This window comes from Sphingomonas cynarae, assembly GCF_039537815.1.
GTDB classification, from domain to species: domain Bacteria; phylum Pseudomonadota; class Alphaproteobacteria; order Sphingomonadales; family Sphingomonadaceae; genus Sphingomonas; species Sphingomonas cynarae.
Map to the genome: position 1 here is coordinate 461,793 of NZ_BAABBF010000001.1, position 16,347 is coordinate 478,139.

At 66.4% G+C, this 16,347-nt stretch carries 13 protein-coding genes, 2 tRNA genes and 1 pseudogene; 12 read left to right on the forward strand and 4 right to left on the reverse strand.

Annotated features, from left to right (window positions below; genetic code table 11):
• Positions 1 to 15 precede the first annotated feature (15 nt).
• Positions 16 to 1,530, reverse strand: a complete 1,515-nt coding sequence (locus ABD719_RS02155; RefSeq protein WP_344691717.1) for a glycoside hydrolase — start codon at positions 1,528 to 1,530, stop codon at positions 16 to 18.
• Complete coding sequence (locus ABD719_RS02160; RefSeq protein ID WP_344691718.1) at positions 1,527 to 1,667, reverse strand: hypothetical protein; 141 nt, start codon at positions 1,665 to 1,667, stop codon at positions 1,527 to 1,529. The genes ABD719_RS02155 and ABD719_RS02160 overlap by 4 nt, the downstream gene beginning before the upstream one ends.
• A 283-nt stretch (positions 1,668 to 1,950) precedes the next feature.
• On the opposite strand from ABD719_RS02160, the gene ABD719_RS02165 reads away from it, so the two are divergent.
• From ABD719_RS02165 to ABD719_RS02175, 3 genes are all read left to right on the forward strand, one after another.
• Positions 1,951 to 4,770, forward strand: a complete 2,820-nt coding sequence (locus ABD719_RS02165) for a TonB-dependent receptor (protein ID WP_344691719.1) — start codon at positions 1,951 to 1,953, stop codon at positions 4,768 to 4,770.
• 62 nt (positions 4,771 to 4,832) lie between these two features.
• Positions 4,833 to 5,603: a DUF6445 family protein gene (locus ABD719_RS02170; protein WP_344691720.1), complete on the forward strand. Its 771-nt coding sequence runs from the start codon at positions 4,833 to 4,835 to the stop codon at positions 5,601 to 5,603.
• Positions 5,600 to 7,123: a tryptophan halogenase family protein gene (locus ABD719_RS02175; RefSeq protein ID WP_344691721.1), complete on the forward strand. Its 1,524-nt coding sequence runs from the start codon at positions 5,600 to 5,602 to the stop codon at positions 7,121 to 7,123. Before ABD719_RS02170 ends, ABD719_RS02175 begins: the two co-directional genes overlap by 4 nt.
• 48 nt (positions 7,124 to 7,171) lie before the next feature.
• Here ABD719_RS02175 and ABD719_RS02180 read toward each other — a convergent pair.
• Positions 7,172 to 7,262: transfer RNA gene (locus ABD719_RS02180), tRNA-Ser, on the reverse strand.
• 85 nt (positions 7,263 to 7,347) lie between these two features.
• Here ABD719_RS02180 and ABD719_RS02185 point away from each other — a divergent pair.
• Positions 7,348 to 8,220: a peptidylprolyl isomerase gene (locus ABD719_RS02185; protein WP_344691722.1), complete on the forward strand. Its 873-nt coding sequence runs from the start codon at positions 7,348 to 7,350 to the stop codon at positions 8,218 to 8,220.
• A 213-nt stretch (positions 8,221 to 8,433) separates the two neighbouring features.
• Here the strand turns inward: ABD719_RS02185 and glmS are convergent, their stop codons facing one another.
• The gene (gene glmS / locus ABD719_RS02190; protein ID WP_344691724.1) at positions 8,434 to 10,245 is read right to left on the reverse strand and encodes a glutamine--fructose-6-phosphate transaminase (isomerizing); all 1,812 of its coding nucleotides are present in this window, start codon (positions 10,243 to 10,245) and stop codon (positions 8,434 to 8,436) included.
• 266 nt (positions 10,246 to 10,511) lie between these two features.
• Between glmS and infA the strand changes: the two genes are divergently transcribed.
• The 8 genes and pseudogenes from infA to ABD719_RS02230 all read left to right on the forward strand — a co-directional run bounded on the left by infA (position 10,512) and on the right by ABD719_RS02230 (position 16,294).
• Entirely contained in the window at positions 10,512 to 10,730 is a 219-nt protein-coding gene (infA, locus tag ABD719_RS02195) for a translation initiation factor IF-1 (protein ID WP_007403889.1), read from the forward strand.
• Between the two features lie 28 nt (positions 10,731 to 10,758).
• Complete coding sequence (locus tag ABD719_RS02200) at positions 10,759 to 11,340, forward strand: Maf family protein (protein WP_344691725.1); 582 nt, start codon at positions 10,759 to 10,761, stop codon at positions 11,338 to 11,340.
• Positions 11,333 to 12,280 (forward strand): ribonuclease, encoded by a 948-nt coding sequence (locus ABD719_RS02205; RefSeq protein WP_344691726.1) that lies wholly within the window; start codon positions 11,333 to 11,335, stop codon positions 12,278 to 12,280. Before ABD719_RS02200 ends, ABD719_RS02205 begins: the two co-directional genes overlap by 8 nt.
• On the forward strand, positions 12,280 to 12,450 hold the full coding sequence (locus ABD719_RS02210; RefSeq protein WP_192125698.1) for a DNA gyrase inhibitor YacG: 171 nt from the start codon (positions 12,280 to 12,282) through the stop codon (positions 12,448 to 12,450). Before ABD719_RS02205 ends, ABD719_RS02210 begins: the two co-directional genes overlap by 1 nt.
• Positions 12,451 to 12,479: 29 nt before the next feature.
• Positions 12,480 to 12,555 (forward strand) — tRNA-Phe (locus tag ABD719_RS02215).
• 770 nt (positions 12,556 to 13,325) lie between these two features.
• A pseudogene (locus tag ABD719_RS18655) lies at positions 13,326 to 13,472 on the forward strand (PEPxxWA-CTERM sorting domain-containing protein); the annotation flags it as partial.
• A 360-nt stretch (positions 13,473 to 13,832) separates the two neighbouring features.
• Positions 13,833 to 14,255 carry a YfiR/HmsC family protein gene (locus tag ABD719_RS02225; RefSeq protein ID WP_344691728.1) on the forward strand — a complete coding sequence of 141 codons (423 nt, stop codon included), beginning with the start codon at positions 13,833 to 13,835 and terminating at the stop codon, positions 14,253 to 14,255.
• Positions 14,255 to 16,294 carry a TonB-dependent receptor plug domain-containing protein gene (locus tag ABD719_RS02230; RefSeq protein WP_344691729.1) on the forward strand — a complete coding sequence of 680 codons (2,040 nt, stop codon included), beginning with the start codon at positions 14,255 to 14,257 and terminating at the stop codon, positions 16,292 to 16,294. The genes ABD719_RS02225 and ABD719_RS02230 overlap by 1 nt, the downstream gene beginning before the upstream one ends.
• Positions 16,295 to 16,347 lie beyond the last annotated feature (53 nt).

Genomic DNA, 16,347 nt, shown 5'->3' on the forward strand with positions numbered 1-16,347 from the left:
GGGGCGCCGTGTCCATCACCGTTTCGACAGATGGATGGTCGTGATCGACATCGGGGCCGCGATGATGGCGGGGCGGGCTGTCGGAGGCTGGGGCGCGCCGGCTTCCGCGTCACGTCCGGTGGCCGTGACGGTCGTGGTCGCCGTCCATGACCCCGGTGCCGCCACCGTCAGCCGTCGCGGCGAGATGCCGGCATTGACGTGGACGAACGCCAGATCGCGGCCGTCGCCGGACACCGCGCCGACCGTATCGGGATCATCGACCCGCACCAGCCGGTAGCCGGGCCGGATCGACCGGCTGAAATTCGCCATGGCCCAGTATCTGGTCGTGAGGTGGATTGGGTGGGGTGCCGTGGCAGGCGCCCGCAGGTCCATCTTGATGAGGCCCCAGTTCGATCCGGTGCCCCGTGCGCCCCCCGATAAATCCTCCACCGCCTGCCAGAAGACCCAGGCGACCGGTTCCAGCCGCTTCAGATCGGCGACGATGTGATCGGCCAGCGCCAGCGCGGGGCGGATATCGTCGAAATCCTCCGGCAGCTTGTCGCCGGGGGTGTCGTTTTCGGACATCCACAGCGGGATGCCCGATGCCCGCGCGACGTCACGCACGCCGGTCTGGTGAAGCGTGCCATAGCTGTGCACGTTCAGTTGCCCGATGCGCGCCCGCGTCGCGGCCGGGTAGGCCGCCCAGTCGGTCAGGAACAGGTCGGAACTGGTCTCGTCCATCGCGGCCACGACCGTCGCCAGCCGCTGCGTCCGCAGCGCTGCGGCGGTGGCGTCGATCATCGTCGCCTGCCGGGCGGGTGACCAGTGCGACCCTTCCTGCCGGTTGGCGGCGAACCAGTAATCGGTGTTGGGCTCGTTGACCGGCGACAGGGTGCGAAAGACGATGCGGTGCTGTCGCTGCAGACGATCGACCACGCGGGTCAGATAGGTGGCGAAGCGCCCTTCCTGGCCGGGGCGGAGATTGTCGTCCTTGCCCTTTTCGGCCCCCGACACGCGACCGCTGACGGTCATGAACCATGGCGGCGAATTGGAAAATGCCTCCAGGATCGGCGTCTTCACCCGCGCGGCGATCGCATCCAGCCACCAGCGTTGCCGGGCGTCGGCGGACCAGTCCCACATCTCCGGCTGGTCGGGATTCCACCAATCGGTGCCCACCGCCCCCGCTGGTTGTCGCCAGAAGCCGGGGATTGCCCCGCCCGGCCGCAGATATGGCGGGGTACCTGCCCGGTTGCCCCCGCCGATGTTATACCGGGCGATCGTGAAGCCCAGGCCGTTCCGGCCATAAAGCAGATCCGCCAGCTTTTGCCGGACCGGATCGGGATAGCCGCCGGTCACATCGGCGAACCAGGCTAGTGCCGTGCCCCAACCCTCGAACGCCGGGCCGGGACGATCGATCTCCGGGGTGATCGTGATCGCGACCGTCGGCTCGACGGCGGTTGCTGGTGGGGGCAGGACTGGATTGCGGGCGGACACGGCGGTGGGCACGAAGCACAGAAAGGCGGCTATCCCGAACAGGGGGAACCGGGTCATCCGGTCACCCGTATGCCGAGACGGCCGTTGAAGCGAATGGCGAAGACGGGGGAGGGATCGGCATCTGCGGTGAACGTCGGACGATCCTCTGGTCCGGCCAGATAGCGAGGGTCTGGCGCCACGGACGGTAACGTCATCGGCATTCCGATCGTCGCCATGATGCTGTCAGCGCTCCGCCCCATATCGCTGGATATCCTCTCTGATGTTCCGAACATCATGCTCTGGATCGCATGGAAAGGAAACGATTTGTCCTGGCTGCGGCAATGAGGCCGGTGCGAGATACCCGATTATTTAGGCCAGCTATGCTGATATAATATACGAAACTGCTTGCTGCGATGCTTTATTGTCCCGTAACAGGTCGGACAATTGGCGGTGACGATCCATGCGAGATCGGGCCGCGTCCAAAGGGGGGGATGACCGATGATACGTATGGCGCGATTGCTGGCTGGGGTGTCGGTTTCGACGATGCTGGTCATGGCAACGGGTGCGGCGGCGCAACAGGCGGTTCCTGCCGCGGGGCAACCGGTGCCGGCATCCGGGCAGGACAGTCCGACCAGGTCGATCACCGCCGATCAGGTGGCGCAGCAGCCCGAAGCCGACGACGACATCATTGTCACTGGCGTCCGCGCCAGTCTCAATTCCGCGCAGGAAATGAAGCGCAATGCCAGTCAGATCGTCGACTCGGTGAATGCGCAGGACATCGGCAAGCTGCCTGACGTCAACACGACGGAAGCGCTTCAGCGTATCACCGGTGTCCAGATCCAGCGCCGGTACGGCGAGGGGGCCACCGATTTCGACCATCGTACTTCGCCCGCGGTCACTGTTCGCGGCCTGACGCAGGTGCAGAACTTCCTAGACGGCCGTGCCATTTATTCCGCATCGGGTGGGCGCGCCTTCGATCTGGAAGGTATTCCGCCGGAATTGTTGTCCGGTATCGACGTTTACAAGAACGCACCGTCGAATATTATTGAAGGCGGTGTCGGCGGCGCGGTGAATCTGCGCACGCGCCGGCCGTTCGACACGCCTGATCAGGTCATCAGTTTGACCGCCCGCGGCAATCATTATGACCGTGCCGACAAGTTCGGGGGATCGGTTTCCGGTCTCTACAGCAACCGCTATGACACCGGGATCGGCGAGATCGGCTTCCTCGTGAACGCCGTCTATTCCAAGAGCCAATATCGTCAGGACGGCCTGCTCGCCAACCAGCAGGCACCGATCGTGGCGGGATCGATCGCCGGCGCGCCGGCCAATGCGCAGATACCGCTGGGCTTCCAGGTCTACGACGACAGCGGCGATCGTCGTCGCTTCGGCATTGCTGCCGCCGTACAGTGGCAGGCGGGCGAGAACCTGCTGGTAACGGGACAGTATCAGGGCACCAAATACTGGTTCAACCGCACCGGCGCCTATTACTACCCGATCAACAACCGGAATGCGGCTGATCCGCTGCCGGGCGCCGCCTTTACCTTCAACAGCGAAGGCTATGCGACATCCGGTACGCTGCAGCGTCAGTTGTTCGAGACGGGCCGGTTCGACCAGGAACTGTGGAGCGCCAGCCAGAACCTGACGCTGAATGCGGAGTGGAAGACATCCGACCGCCTGACTATGCGGTTCGATGCGCAATATCTGAATAGTTATTATAATGCCGACCGCAACGGCCATGTGCTGTCGCTGTACCAGCGGACGGGCCAGGATTCGACGACGGCGGCCAACGTCTCGATCGTCGATTTCGATCTGCGGGGCAAATACCCGCGCTGGGACGTGCGCAACAAGGCGCTGCTGACCAATCAGGCGAACTACACCACGCCGTTCATCGCGGACTCGTTGCAGCGCAACGATGCCGACACGCTCGCCCTCGCCTATGACCTGGAGTATGACGTCGAGGGCGGATTCCTGCAGAAGCTGCGCGCGGGTGCCCGTTTCTCGGACAACTCGATCGATCTGCGTGGCACCTGGAACGGCGTCGGCCTCTATGCAAATTACGCGCCCGGTGCGTCCAACGTGCCGGCAGGTGCCCTGCTGCCGTCGCTGTCACGCAATCCGCAGCTGTCCATGCCGGGGCCGTCGAAGAACTGGTTCGATGGCAACAGCGTGACCGGCGGCATCCTCTACCCGGCATTTCCGGCCGGTGACGGCGTATGGGCGCAGACCAAGGCGCTGTATGCGTTGTTCGGGGCGCAGACGAAGGATAATTTCACCGCCGGCGATCTGAACAGCCAGACGGAGAAGACCTATACTGGCTGGGCGATCGCAGATTATGCGTTCGAGGCGGGCGGCGTGCGCGTCGACGGCGGGATCGGCGTCCGCGTGGTGAAGACCGACCTGACATCGCGGGGAACGCAGTTCAACGCGAACGGCACGTCATCGCCGTTGGCGATCGACAAAAGCTACACGCGGGCCCTGCCCAGCGTGAACGTGCGGGCGCGCCTGACCGACGAATTCCAGATGCGCTTCGCCTATTCGAAGGGGCTGGCGCGTCCGAATTTCGACCAGCTTTCGACCAACCTGACCCTGAACAATCCCAATCAGGTCAATCCCGTCACGGGCCGGCCCAGCGCCAGTTCGGGCAATCCCCAGCTGAACCCGATCGAATCGGACAATTTCGACCTGACGGCGGAATGGTATTTCGCGAAGGCCGGGTCGCTCACCGGTGGCGTGTTCTACAAGAAGGTAAAGGGGTTCCTGGCCGGTGGTATCCTCGTCCAGTCGTTCCAGGGACGCGACTACGACGTCAGCACGTCGCTCAATTCGGGTAATGGCGAGGTCAAGGGTGCCGAGATCGGCTACCAGCAGTTCTTCGACTTCCTTCCGGGCCTGTTGAGTGGGTTTGGTGTCCAGGCCAACTACACCTTCGTCGACTCGAACGTCACCAACCCCTTCGCCAGCGCGGGTGGGTCGCTGCCGCAGCAGCTGCCGCTCGAGAAGCTGTCCAAGCACAGTTACAATCTGGTCGGTCTTTATGAAAAGGGTCCGCTTACCGCGCGCGTGGCGTGGAACTGGCGGTCCAGCTATCTCGACCAGACGACCGGCGCAGGGGCGAACGGTGTGGCGCAATATGCCCGTCCCTATGCGTCGCTGGATGCGTCGATCAGCGTGAACCTGAACGATCACGTCGCCCTGTCGGCGGATGTCGTCAACCTCAACAACCGGATGAATGTTACGTACATCACCACGCCGGCGCAGCCGCTGCAATATCAGCTCAACGACCGCCGCTTCGGCGTATCGCTGCGCGCCACCTATTGATCTCCCCCTGACTGCCGGCGCAGGACTTACGCCTGGCGTCGGCATTTTTTTGGGATGGCCCGATGATCGATACTGTCCTGCCGCCCGCCGATCATACGACCGTGCAGGTCATCCATGTCGGCACCGAACGACAGCCCGTCGTGATCGTCGACGGGGTGACCGGTGCGGTCGCTTCCCTGATCGAACAGGCGGCAAGGACGCGGTTCCAGCCGGCAGGCGAGGTGGGCAGTCATTATCCCGGCCTGTTGGGGCCGGCACCGACAACGTATCTCGATGCGATGGTACGGTTGGTCCTGCCGCTGATCGAAGCACATTTCGACACTGGCCCCGTCGCGCCCATGCGGGCGCGCGGCAATTTCTCGCTCGTCACGACGCCACCGGCCGAACTGACCGTCGAGCAGCGTATCCCGCATGTCGACACCGCCGACGCGCTCCAGTTCGCCACCGTGCATTTCCTGTGCGATGGCGGATCGGGCGGCACGGGCTTTTTCCGCCACCGGGCGACCGGGTACGAGACGATCGACGCGTCGCGCCTTGCCGCCTACCGCGCCGCCCTTGATCCCGAACTGGTCCGGACACCACCGGAAGCCGCCTATGCGGTCGCGGCAGGCGACGACCTGTTCGAGGGGATCGGCATGATCGCGGCACGGCCGGACCGGCTGATCCTGTACCGCGCGGGGCTGCTTCATTCCGGGCTGATCGGCACGCCGCCGGTAGCGGCCGCCGATCCGCGGCGGGGGCGGCTGACGGGCAATCTGTTCCTGCAATGCCGGGCGGTGACGGACCGGGCGGTGACGGACCGGGCGGTAACGGGCCGGGCGGTGACGGCATGAACCGCGACGGGCCGTTGCGCAGCATCGCCATCGTCGGCGGCGGCACCGCCGGCTGGATGGCGGCGGCGGCGCTATCACGCGTGCTGGGCACGCAGCGGATCGCGATCACGCTCGTCGAATCGGAAGAGATCGGCACCATCGGGGTCGGCGAGGCGACGATCCCGCCGATCCAGTCGTTCAACGCGCTGCTCGGGCTGGACGAGGACGAGTTCGTTCGCGAGACCATGGGCAGCTTCAAGCTGGGCATCGAATTCGTCGACTGGCTGCGCCCCGGCCACCGCTATTTCCATCCGTTCGGCACCTATGGCGTCGATGCCGGCGCGGTGCCGTTCGAGGCCATGTGGCATCGGCTGCGGCAGGCGGGGCAGGCGCAACCGCTCGACGCCTATTCGATCTGCGCGGCGGCCGCCGCCGGCGGCCGGTTCATGCGGCCGGTCCCCGGGGGCAACTCGCCCCTGTCGCATATCGGCTATGCCTTTCATTTCGATGCCGGCCTCTATGCCCGTTATCTGCGCCGCCATGCCGAAGCGGCGGGAGTGGTGCGACGCGAGGGGCGGGTCGGGCAGGTGATCCGCCGCGAGCCGGACGGGTTCATCGAGGCGGTCGTGCTGGCGGGGGGAGAGCGGATCGCCGCGGACCTGTTCATCGACTGTTCGGGCTTTCGCGGCCTGCTGATCGGCGAGGCGCTGGGCGCGGGGTTCGAGGACTGGAGCGCGTGGCTGCCCAACGACCGGGCGGTCGCGGTGCCCTCCGCCAACAACGGGCCGCCGACGCCCTTCACCCGGTCGACCGCGCGCGCCGCCGGATGGCAGTGGCGCATCCCCCTCCAGCATCGCACCGGCAATGGCTATGTCTATGCGTCCGGCGACCTTTCCGACGACGAGGCGATCGCCACGCTGCTTGCCAACCTGGAGGGCGAGGCATTGGCCGAACCCCGGCTGCTGCGATTCCGCACCGGGCGCCGCGAGGCGTTCTGGGTCGGCAACTGCGTGGCGCTGGGATTGGCGAGCGGATTCATGGAGCCGCTGGAATCGACCAGTATCCACCTCGTGCAGGCCGGCATCGCCCGACTGCTGGAGATGCTGCCGACGCGGGCGTTCGAGCCGGCCGACACCCGTCGCTACAACCGGCTGATGACCGCCGAGTTCGAGACGATCCGCGATTTCCTGATCCTGCATTTCCATGCCACCGAACGCGACGACACCGCCTATTGGCGCCGGCTGCGGACGATGGCCGTGCCGGAGACGCTGGCCGAACGGATCCGTATCTACCGCGCCACAGGACGGATTTTCCGCGAGGCGGACGAACTGTTCACCAGAACGAGCTGGCTTGCCGTGATGGACGGACAGGGGTTGTGCGCCCGTGGCCACGATCCGCTGGCCGCGACGATGCCCCTGGCGGATGCCGCCGGTCGCCTCGACCGGATCGCCCATGTGACCGCGCTCGCCGCGCAGCGGATGCCGTCGCACGCCGACTTCATCAGCCAGCGGATCGGCGGCGGCCGGTCGCCAGGGGCGTAGCCCGGCTTTAGGGCCGATGACGGTGGAACTGCCCTTGGGAAAGGGACTTGGCGGAGCGGGAGGGATTCGAACCCTCGATACGCTTTTGGCGTATACTCACTTTCCAGGCGAGCGCCTTCGACCACTCGGCCACCGCTCCGCATGCTTGGAACAGGCCCCCTAGGCGGGTGGGCGCGTCGGTGCAAGAGATTGCGTGCAGGGGCGGGCTGGGGCAGGTTCGCGGGATGATCGCCCTTCTTCTCGCTTTGTCGATGCAGGCGGCCGCCCCGGCGGCGCCCGTGACGGTTCAACCCGCCGATCCGTTGCCCGCCGACTGGGTGACGATTCCCGACGACGAGGTGCTGGTGATGACGCTGGCCGGCGGGGGTACGGTGACGGTGCGGCTGGCGGCGGGATATGCGCCGGCGCATGTCGGCAACATCCGGCGGCTGGCCGCGGCCAGATGGTGGGATGCCGGCGGCAGCGTGTACCGGGTGCAGGACAATTACGTCGCGCAATGGGGCGACGCGACCGAGAAGAAACCGTTGCCCGAAGGCGTCGTCGCCAATCCGCCCGCCGAATATGAATGGACGGGTGGCGCGGCCCCGGTCGCGAAGCTGACGCGGCGCGATCCCTATGCCGAATGGGCGGGCTACAGCGCCGATGGCTGGCCGCTGGCGGGGAGCGGCACGGCGACGTGGCTGCCGCATTGCTACGGCATGGTCGGGGTGGCGCGCGATCTGGCGCCCAGCACGGGCAGCGGCGGCGACCTGTATACGGCGATCGGCCATGCCCCGCGCGCGCTGGACCGCAACATCGCGGTGGTCGGCCGGGTGATCGAGGGAATCGAGCGGCTGTCGGTGCTGCCGCGCGGCACGGGCGATCTGGGCTTCTACAAGACGGAGGGCGAGCGGACGGCGATCGTCTCGGTCCGGCTGGCGAGCGACCTGCCGGCGGCGGAGCGGCCGCACTACCAGTACCGGGCGACCGCCAATCCCCGCTTCACCGCGTGGATCGCGACGCGGGAGAACCGGACGCCGCCGTTCTTCGTGGTGCCGGCCGGGGGCGCGGACATCTGCAACGCGATGCCGCCGGTGCGGCGGATGCCCACCCCCTGAGGCCGGAAAGCCGCGCGGAAAGTCACACCGGAAAGTCACGAAAGTCGCATCCTACAGGGGTGCGAAAGCGACAGGGGCAGGGCGATGACGGCCGTCATCGCCCTGCCCCTGTCTCCTGCCGCCATCACTCGCGCATCTCCGCCCCGTCCGACGCCCCTTCGCAGGAAGGGGCCATCGGCGAGGGTTATCGCAAGGCGGCGCTGTAGGACAGCGTCAGCGGACGGTGACGGCCTTGGCCAGCGCGCGGGGGCGGTCGATGTTACGGCCGAGCTTTACCGCGCCATGATAGGCGAAGAGCTGACCGGCGACCATCTGGATCACCGGGTCCATGAACTTCGAGACGCTGGGCAGCTGGACATACGCCTCCAGCAACCCTTCCGCGAAACTGGCGGGCAGATCGTGGCCGAAGCCGATGATGTTGCCGCCGCGCGCCGCGATCTCGTGCAGGCTGGAGACGACGTGCGCGAAGGATTCCGGATCGGTCTGTGCGTTCGGGATGAAGGCGACGGTGAAGAACTTCTCATCGATCAGCGAGATGGTGCCGTGCTTCAGGAAGCCCGCGGGCATCGCCTCGGCATGGATGTACGACACCTCCTTGAACTTCAGCGCCGATTCGGCGGCGACCGGCCAGTGGAGGCCGCGTCCGAGGAAGAACCAGTGCTCGATCCAGCGATAGCGTTCGGCGACGTCGCGGATCGTATCCGACATGCCCTGTACCAACTCGTCGAGCTGGGTCGCGAGGGTGGCGAGATCGGTGAGGTCGGCGCCATCGGGGCCGGCGGCCAGTTCGGCGGCGAGGCGCCAGGCGATCGCGGTCTGGCTGACGACCGACTTGGTCGACAGCACGCACACCTCGCGCCCGGCCTGTTGCAGGATCGGGAATTCCGCCATGCGCTGCGCGGTGGAGCCGGCGACGTTGTTGACCGCGACCAGTGCGGCGCCGTCCGCTTGCGCATATTCCATCACCCGCAGCGTGTCGTACGTCTCGCCGGACTGCGAAATGGTGATCAGCGTGGCGTCGGCATCGAGCCGGGCGAGGTTCATGAATTCGTCGGCGGAATGGCAGATCGCGCGGCGGCCGGCGATCTGGTGGAAGAAATACTGGCCGAGCATGCAGACATAGTGCGAGCTGCCCGCGCCGCACAGCGCGATATCCCCCTTGCCCAACCGCGCGACGGCGGGCGCGAAGGCGCTGCGCGGCATACCCGCCACCATCCGCACCGATGCCGCGGTCTCGTTGATCTCCTTGATCATGTAATGCGGCCAGCGGCCGAGTTCGGATGCCTCCGCGACGGTGGTCAGCGCGATCTTCTGAACCTCGCGGACCGGGAAGTCGGGGGTGGCGAACGAGGCGATGCGGACCGCATCCTCGGTGACGAAGGCGATCTCGTCCTCTTCGAGATAGGCGATCCAGCCGTCCTGCCCGGCGACCGCGATCGGATCGGAACAGACATAGCCGGCGCCGCCGGCGATGCCGATCGCGATCGGGCTCATCCGGCGGGCCGCCACGAGCAGCCCAGGCTGGTCGGTGCAGGTGATCGCCAGTCCGAATTCGCCCGACAGCGCGGCGAGCGTCGCATGCAGCGCGGTGTCCAGATCGGCGGTGTCGGCATAATGACGCGCGAGGAGGTGGGCGATCACCTCCGTATCGGTTTCCGAGGCGAAGACGACGCCGGTGGCGGTCAGATCGCGCCGCAACGCCAGATAATTGTCGATGACGCCGTTGTGGACGACCGCGAACTTGCCGTCGAACGAGCGATGCGGATGCGCGTTGGGCACCGATACCTTGCCATGCGTCGCCCAGCGGGTGTGCGCGATCGCGGCATGGGCGGTCGGCAGGCCACCGGCGATCAGGGCCGGCGCCTGTTCCGACAGGGGGCCGACGCCGCGCACGATCTCCAGCCCGGAATCGACGACGAACGCGAAACCATAGGAATCATAGCCGCGATATTCGAGCTGCTCGAGCGCGCGGACGGTGCGCTCCGCGATGGAATGGTCGGCGACGAAGGCGACGATACCGCACATGCGGGCAAACTCCGGAACAGGAACAGTCGATCAGGTCCATGGCAGCGCGCCGGGCCGGACACAACGGGTGCATTTTTCGGCAGTGCCGATGGTTCCCCTGCGGGAAAATATCCGCTGGCCATCATGACCCCGTGGCGGTGGCCCGTGCGATACGCCCTTTTGCGGGGCGGCGGCGACCCCATATCGTCACGGGCATCGTCCTGTCTTTCCTTTCGGGCGCCGATCGGGTAGGGCGACGCGCCTTTACGCTTGCCTGAGGATTTTGTTTGGCCAAGGAAGAACTGCTCGAGATGCGCGGCCGCGTGGTGGAATTGCTCCCCAACGCGATGTTCCGTGTACAGCTCGAAAACGATCACGAGATTCTGGGCCACACGGCCGGCAAGATGCGCAAGAACCGCATCCGCGTGCTGGTGGGCGACGAGGTGCTGGTCGAACTCACCCCGTATGACCTGACCAAGGGGCGGATCACCTATCGCTTCAAGTGACGGCGTGGTGCCGGCCGGGTCCGCGCCGGTGACGCTCGTGCTCGCATCGTCCTCGCCGCGCCGGCGCGATCTGCTGGCGCGGATCGGCGTCGTGCCCGCGCGTATCGCCGCCCCCGCGATCGACGAGGGTCCGCGCGCGGGCGAGGTGCCGCGCGCCTATGCGCTGCGGCTGGCGACCGAAAAGGCGCAGGCCGTCGCGCGGGCGCCGGGCGAGATCGTGCTGGCGGGCGATACCACGATCGCGGTCGGCCGCCGCATCCTGCCCCCCGCCGATACCGAGGCGGTGCAGCGCCGCCTGCTGGCCCTGTTGTCGGGCCGACGCCACCATGCGTTGTCGGCGCTGTGCGTGATCGACGCGGCGGGCACGGTCCGCACCAGGATCGCGGACACGATCGTCGCGTTCAAGCCGCTGACGCCTGCGGAGATCGATGCCTATGTCGCGTGCGGCGAAGGGCTGGGCAAGGCGGGCGGCTATGCGATCCAGGGCCGGGCGGAGGCGTTCGTGCGCTTTCTGTCGGGCAGTCATTCCGGCGTGATCGGTCTGCCGCTGTTCGAGGCGCGGGCGATGCTGCTGACCGCGGGCTATCCGGTCGACGCGCCGCTTGGCTGAGTGGCTGTACGAGGCGGGGATCGGCGAGGCGCGCGCCGCACTGGTCGAGGACGGCCGGATCGTCGCCGCGGCGATCGAGCCGGACGATGCCGGGCCGCTGGTCGGCGGCGTCCACCGCGCCCGGCTGGTCGAGCTGCTGCCGGTGCGGCGGGGGCGGGTGGTGCTGAAGGATGGTGGCGAGGCGCTGCTGGGCGCGCTGCCGGCGGGGATCACCCAAGGCGCGGCGCTGACCATCGCGATCACGCGCGAGGCGATGGCCGAGGGACGACGGCTGAAGCCCGCCAAGGCGATGCCGAGCGACCTGCCGCCCGCGCCCGGTCCCGACCTGCGGGCGCGGATCGCCGCCAGCGGCCATCCCGTCCGCCGGTTGCAGGCGCATGAGGCGGACGATCTGGAGGCGGCGGGCTGGTCCGAATTGCTGGACGAGGCGATGCACGGCGATATCGATTTTGCCGGCGGCGCGCTGCGGATGACGCCGACCCCGGCGATGACGCTGTTCGACGTCGACGGTGCGCCACCGGCCGCCAGCCTGGCGCTGGCGGCGGCGCCGGTGGTGGCGGCGGCGATTCGCCGGCATGGCATCGGCGGATCGATCGGGATCGATTTCCCGACCGTGGCGGGCAAGGCGGAACGGCTGGCGGTGGCCACCGCGATCGACGCCGCGCTGCCGATGCCGTTCGAGCGGACGGCGATGAACGGGTTCGGTTTCCTCCAGATCGTCTGTCCGCGCCTGCGCGCGTCGCTGCCCGAACGGTGGCGCGCCGACCCGGCGGCATCGGCGGCGCGGGCGCTGCTCCGGCAGATCGAGCGGGCGCCGCCGCGATCCGACCGGCGCCACCGGGTGACGCCCGCGGTGCACGCGGCCCTGACGGCGCGGCCGCCCTGGCTGGCGGAACTGGCGCGGCGCACCGGCGTCGTCCACGAATGGGAGAGTGCGTGATGGCCGAGCCGACCTGTCCGATCTGCGGTGACCCTGCGGTGCCCGCGTATAAACCCTTCTGTTCGGCGCGGCACCGCGACCGCGATCTGCTGCAATGGCTGGGCGAGGGATATCGTATCCCCGGCCCGCCGGTGCCGGAGGGGCTGGACAACCCCGAACAGCCCGACTAGGGACGCGCTTCCGATCGCGACAGCGGTCTGCCCGGATAGCTCAGTTGGTAGAGCATGCGACTGAAAATCGCAGTGTCGGCGGTTCGAATCCGTCTCCGGGCACCATTTTTCCCAATAAAAACAGTTAGTTAGCTGCGGGTGTTCCTGGGGGACCACCTGGCGGTGTGATTTTCATGTGATTGGGCCGCCGCGGCAGATCCTGAAATGCCGACATGGGCGATGATGCTGGTGGACTGTCGGTGCGACTGTTCGTTACCGTCGGCATTCCGTCAGGACCATTTATGCCTGATTCTTTCCTTTTTGGGCGTGAGTGGGGAAGCGCTGATCGCCAGTCATCGTCCCTTTTCAAGGTCTTGCGACCAACAATGGGGTCGCCGGTTATGAGGAGGGCGGCTTCGCTACAATGGCAATCGCCCCAATACGGGATATGTTAACTATATCCACACTATTGCAGCGCCGTCCATCCTGCAGCAATCAGGCCGCATCGGAGCAATCTGGCTTCAAAGGGATGGACGATGAAGAAAATCGCATTGGCTGCGGCGCTGTTTGGCTCCGCCGTGACGGCCGGTTCTGCAACGGCAGCACCGCTGCTTTATAATTTTACCGCAACCGCAGCGGAATATCCCAGCTTTTCCTTCAACATAGATAGCAACCCATCATCTTTTAACATGGGTATTTATTCGTTCATGGTCGATGTGCAGAATTACACTGTCAATGGCGCGCCAGCATCTTCCGCTCCCGGCTTCACATTCTACACATCGGTTGATGGCGGCGGACTCAACTCGCCGACCACCTCATATTTCGGTCAGCAGTTGTTCTCCGGCACGTTGAGCACCCCAACGTTGTCGACAGGTAAATTCACGCTGTTTTCCAGCAATTCGCTGGCTATCGTCCTGGGTACCCTCAACGTCACCAGCGCCGTTCCCGAACCCGCCACCTGGGCGATGATGTTGGTCGGCTTCGGCATGATCGGTGCGACCGCTCGCTACCGTCGTCGTGCTACGAAAATTGCCTACGCCTGATTTCTCCCATGACATGGGCGTAAGTGAGGGGTCGCTAACCGGGAGGTTGGCGGCCCTTCTTTCATGTCACGGATCAACCGGGTCTTGATGGTCCCTGTTCGTGCGATCGATGGCGCGACGGGAAAGATCATGGGTATCATCACGGTGGAACGGAAGCGCACGGGCGCCGCGTGACCGCCTTCGACGATGATGCCGAACGCGCCGCGTTAACCAGTTGGATAGTCGTGATCCGTATGCCCCCTTCGGTATCGAGAAGGGGTTATTTCTTTGCATCTAAGAAGGTTAGCGTGTGCGCTGGCAGTGTCGGGGTGGGCGACGCCGACGTCGGCCGGTCTTAACGTGCCCATCGCGGCGCGGGTCGTGTCGTTTACCTTGCCCGCCCGCGCGGGTGCCGTCCCGGCGGCGATCCTGTTCGCCCCCGGTAACGAGGCATCGGAAGCCGAAGCGGAGGCAATCGAGCGTTCGACGGGATCGGGGATCAGCGCGGGGCGCGGTACGATCAGGACGCGGCGGGTGCCGATCGGATCGATGGGCGCGCTGACCGGCTATCAGGTCGCCTTCGTGACGACCGGTCTGCGCGGGGAGCAGGACAATATATCCGCCGTGGCTGCGCGCTCGTCGGTGCTCACCATCTCGTCCGACCCCGCCTGCGTGCAGACAGGCCGTTGCGTGGTCGGGATCGCGACCAGCCCCAAGGTGCAGATCACCGTCAACCGGGCTGCCGCCCGTGCCGCCAATGTCCGGTTCGGATCGGCATTCCTGATGCTGGTGAAGGAAATCTGATGCCCGCTTCCATCCGCCTCCGCACCCTTCGCCTGGTTGCCCTCGTCAGCGCCGCCGTCATCTCGCCCGCCGCGGTCGCGCAGTCGATCGATTATCAGGCGTTGCAGGACGCGATCGGCGAACCGGTGACGACCAGCGTCACCGGCAAGCCGCAACGCGCGTCCGAACTGCCCGCCTCGACGATCATCATCACGCAGGCGGAGATCGCGCGTTCGCCGGCCCGCGACGTGCCGGGATTGCTGAAGACCTATGCCGGCATCGACGTGAACCGCTGGACGGCGGGACATAGCGACGTCGCGGTGCGCGGCGGGGTGCAGACCTATAACGCCCGGCTGCTCGTGCTGCTCGACGGCCGGCAGGTCTATCTCGACCATTACGGCATGACCGACTGGAACCTGCTCGGCGTCCAGCTCGACGAGATCCAGCAGATCGAACTGGTGCGCGGTCCCGCCAACGCGTTGTTCGGGTTCAACGCCGCTACCGGGGTCGTCAACATCATCACCCGGCGTGTCGGCGGGGCACCCTCCGCGACGGCGATGGCGGAAGGGGGCAATCACGGCACCGGCAAGCTGGCGGGATCGGTGATGCTGCCCGTCACGTCGGCGATCGGGGTCAAACTGGCGGGTGGCCATGCCCGTGAAAACGAACGGCGCATCCCCGCATCGCTGTTGCGACCGGCCATGATCGGCGATGTCGTGAGCGATCAGGTGTCGGGCGACGTCACCGGCACGTTCGGCGGGCTGGATCTGGTGGTGGGCGGTGGCCATGCCACCAACCGCCAGATGGAATATCTGCCGAGCCAGTTGCTGTCCAACCAGCGTTATCGCAGCGACAACGTCCATGCCACGGCGGCGCGCGATACGAACTGGGGCGGCGTGACGCTGAACGGTTACGTCAACTGGCTCGATGCGCGATACGGCATCGGCACGGCGGTCGATACCAGTGCTCCGATCACGATGAAGAACCGGATCATCGTCACCCAGGCATCCACGCTCGTCCGCCTCGGCACGACCGACACGCTGCGTCTTGGCGGCGAATACCGCAACAGCCGGCTGCGGTCGATCGACCAGTTCGCGCGGCAGATTTCGTACGATGTGGCATCGGCGAATGCGATGCTGGACGTGCATCCGGACGACCGGATATCGCTGACCGCGGCAGGACGGCTGGATCGCCTGTGGCTGCATCAGGACGGCATGATCGCCCGGCCCGCCTATAACGATCCCCGCGATTTCGACCGGGCGTTCACCCGCGTCACCTTCAACGTCGCGCTGCTCGTCCGTACCGGCGATCAGGGGCTGCTGCGGATCAATGGCGGACGCGGCTATCAATTGCCCTCGCTGGCCAATCTGGGCACGCGCCTGGCCATCATCACGCCGTCGCCGGTGCCCGTCTTCGTCGCCGGATCGCCACGGATCGATCCGGCCGGCGTGTGGAGCGGCGAGATCGGCTATGTCCACGCACTCGGCACGACGAAGCTGGAAGTGACGGCGTTCGCCACGCGGACCAACGATGCGATCGCGTCGCCCGGCGACGGGTTGCAGACCGAGTTGTTCCTGACCCCGCTCCCCTCGCTGGTGGCGCGGTTCAAGACGGTCGGCGATTTCACCACCTATGGTACCGAGGTGTCCGCATCGGGCATGATCGGCGGCCTGTCGTGGCGCGGTAATTACACCTGGACCCATACGGACGAGCGACTGAGCGGCACCGCCCTGCCGATCCCTTATGCGCTCTCGCCCAAATCGACCACGCCGGCACACAAGGCCAACGTCACGTTGGGCTATGCGGTCGGGCGGCTGTCTCTGTCCGGGGTGGCGCGATATACCGCCGCCACCCGTCAGTTCGCCTTCTCGGCCACCCCGCAACTGTTGCTCTACCCGGTCGACGATTCGGTAGCGGTCGATGCCAGGGCCGGCTTTCAGCTCACCCCCAAGCTCGAATTGTTCGCGGCGGGCGAGAACCTGACGCTGGCCGACGGGGCGGCGGTATCGCCCATCCCGGCCGACCGGCGGGTGCGAGCCGGCGTACGATTTACGATGTGAGGTGCGCAGATCCGGCCGTCACGTCACGTCACGTCAAGCCGGACCGTGGTCAG

What these genes read in the sequence shown, in the direction of transcription:
- ABD719_RS02175 (WP_344691721.1), top strand. Translation starts at nt 5,600, where the DNA reads ATGAACCGCGACGGGCCGTTGCGCAGCATCGCCATCGTCGGCGGCGGC.
- ABD719_RS02210 (WP_192125698.1), top strand. Translation starts at nt 12,280, where the DNA reads ATGGCCGAGCCGACCTGTCCGATCTGCGGTGACCCTGCGGTGCCCGCG.
- ABD719_RS02165 (WP_344691719.1), top strand. Translation starts at nt 1,951, where the DNA reads ATGATACGTATGGCGCGATTGCTGGCTGGGGTGTCGGTTTCGACGATG.
- ABD719_RS02170 (WP_344691720.1), top strand. Translation starts at nt 4,833, where the DNA reads ATGATCGATACTGTCCTGCCGCCCGCCGATCATACGACCGTGCAGGTC.
- ABD719_RS02230 (WP_344691729.1), top strand. Translation starts at nt 14,255, where the DNA reads ATGCCCGCTTCCATCCGCCTCCGCACCCTTCGCCTGGTTGCCCTCGTC.
- glmS (WP_344691724.1), bottom strand. Translation starts at nt 10,245, where the DNA reads ATGTGCGGTATCGTCGCCTTCGTCGCCGACCATTCCATCGCGGAGCGC.
- ABD719_RS02160 (WP_344691718.1), bottom strand. Translation starts at nt 1,667, where the DNA reads ATGACGTTACCGTCCGTGGCGCCAGACCCTCGCTATCTGGCCGGACCA.
- ABD719_RS02185 (WP_344691722.1), top strand. Translation starts at nt 7,348, where the DNA reads ATGATCGCCCTTCTTCTCGCTTTGTCGATGCAGGCGGCCGCCCCGGCG.
- ABD719_RS02155 (WP_344691717.1), bottom strand. Translation starts at nt 1,530, where the DNA reads ATGACCCGGTTCCCCCTGTTCGGGATAGCCGCCTTTCTGTGCTTCGTG.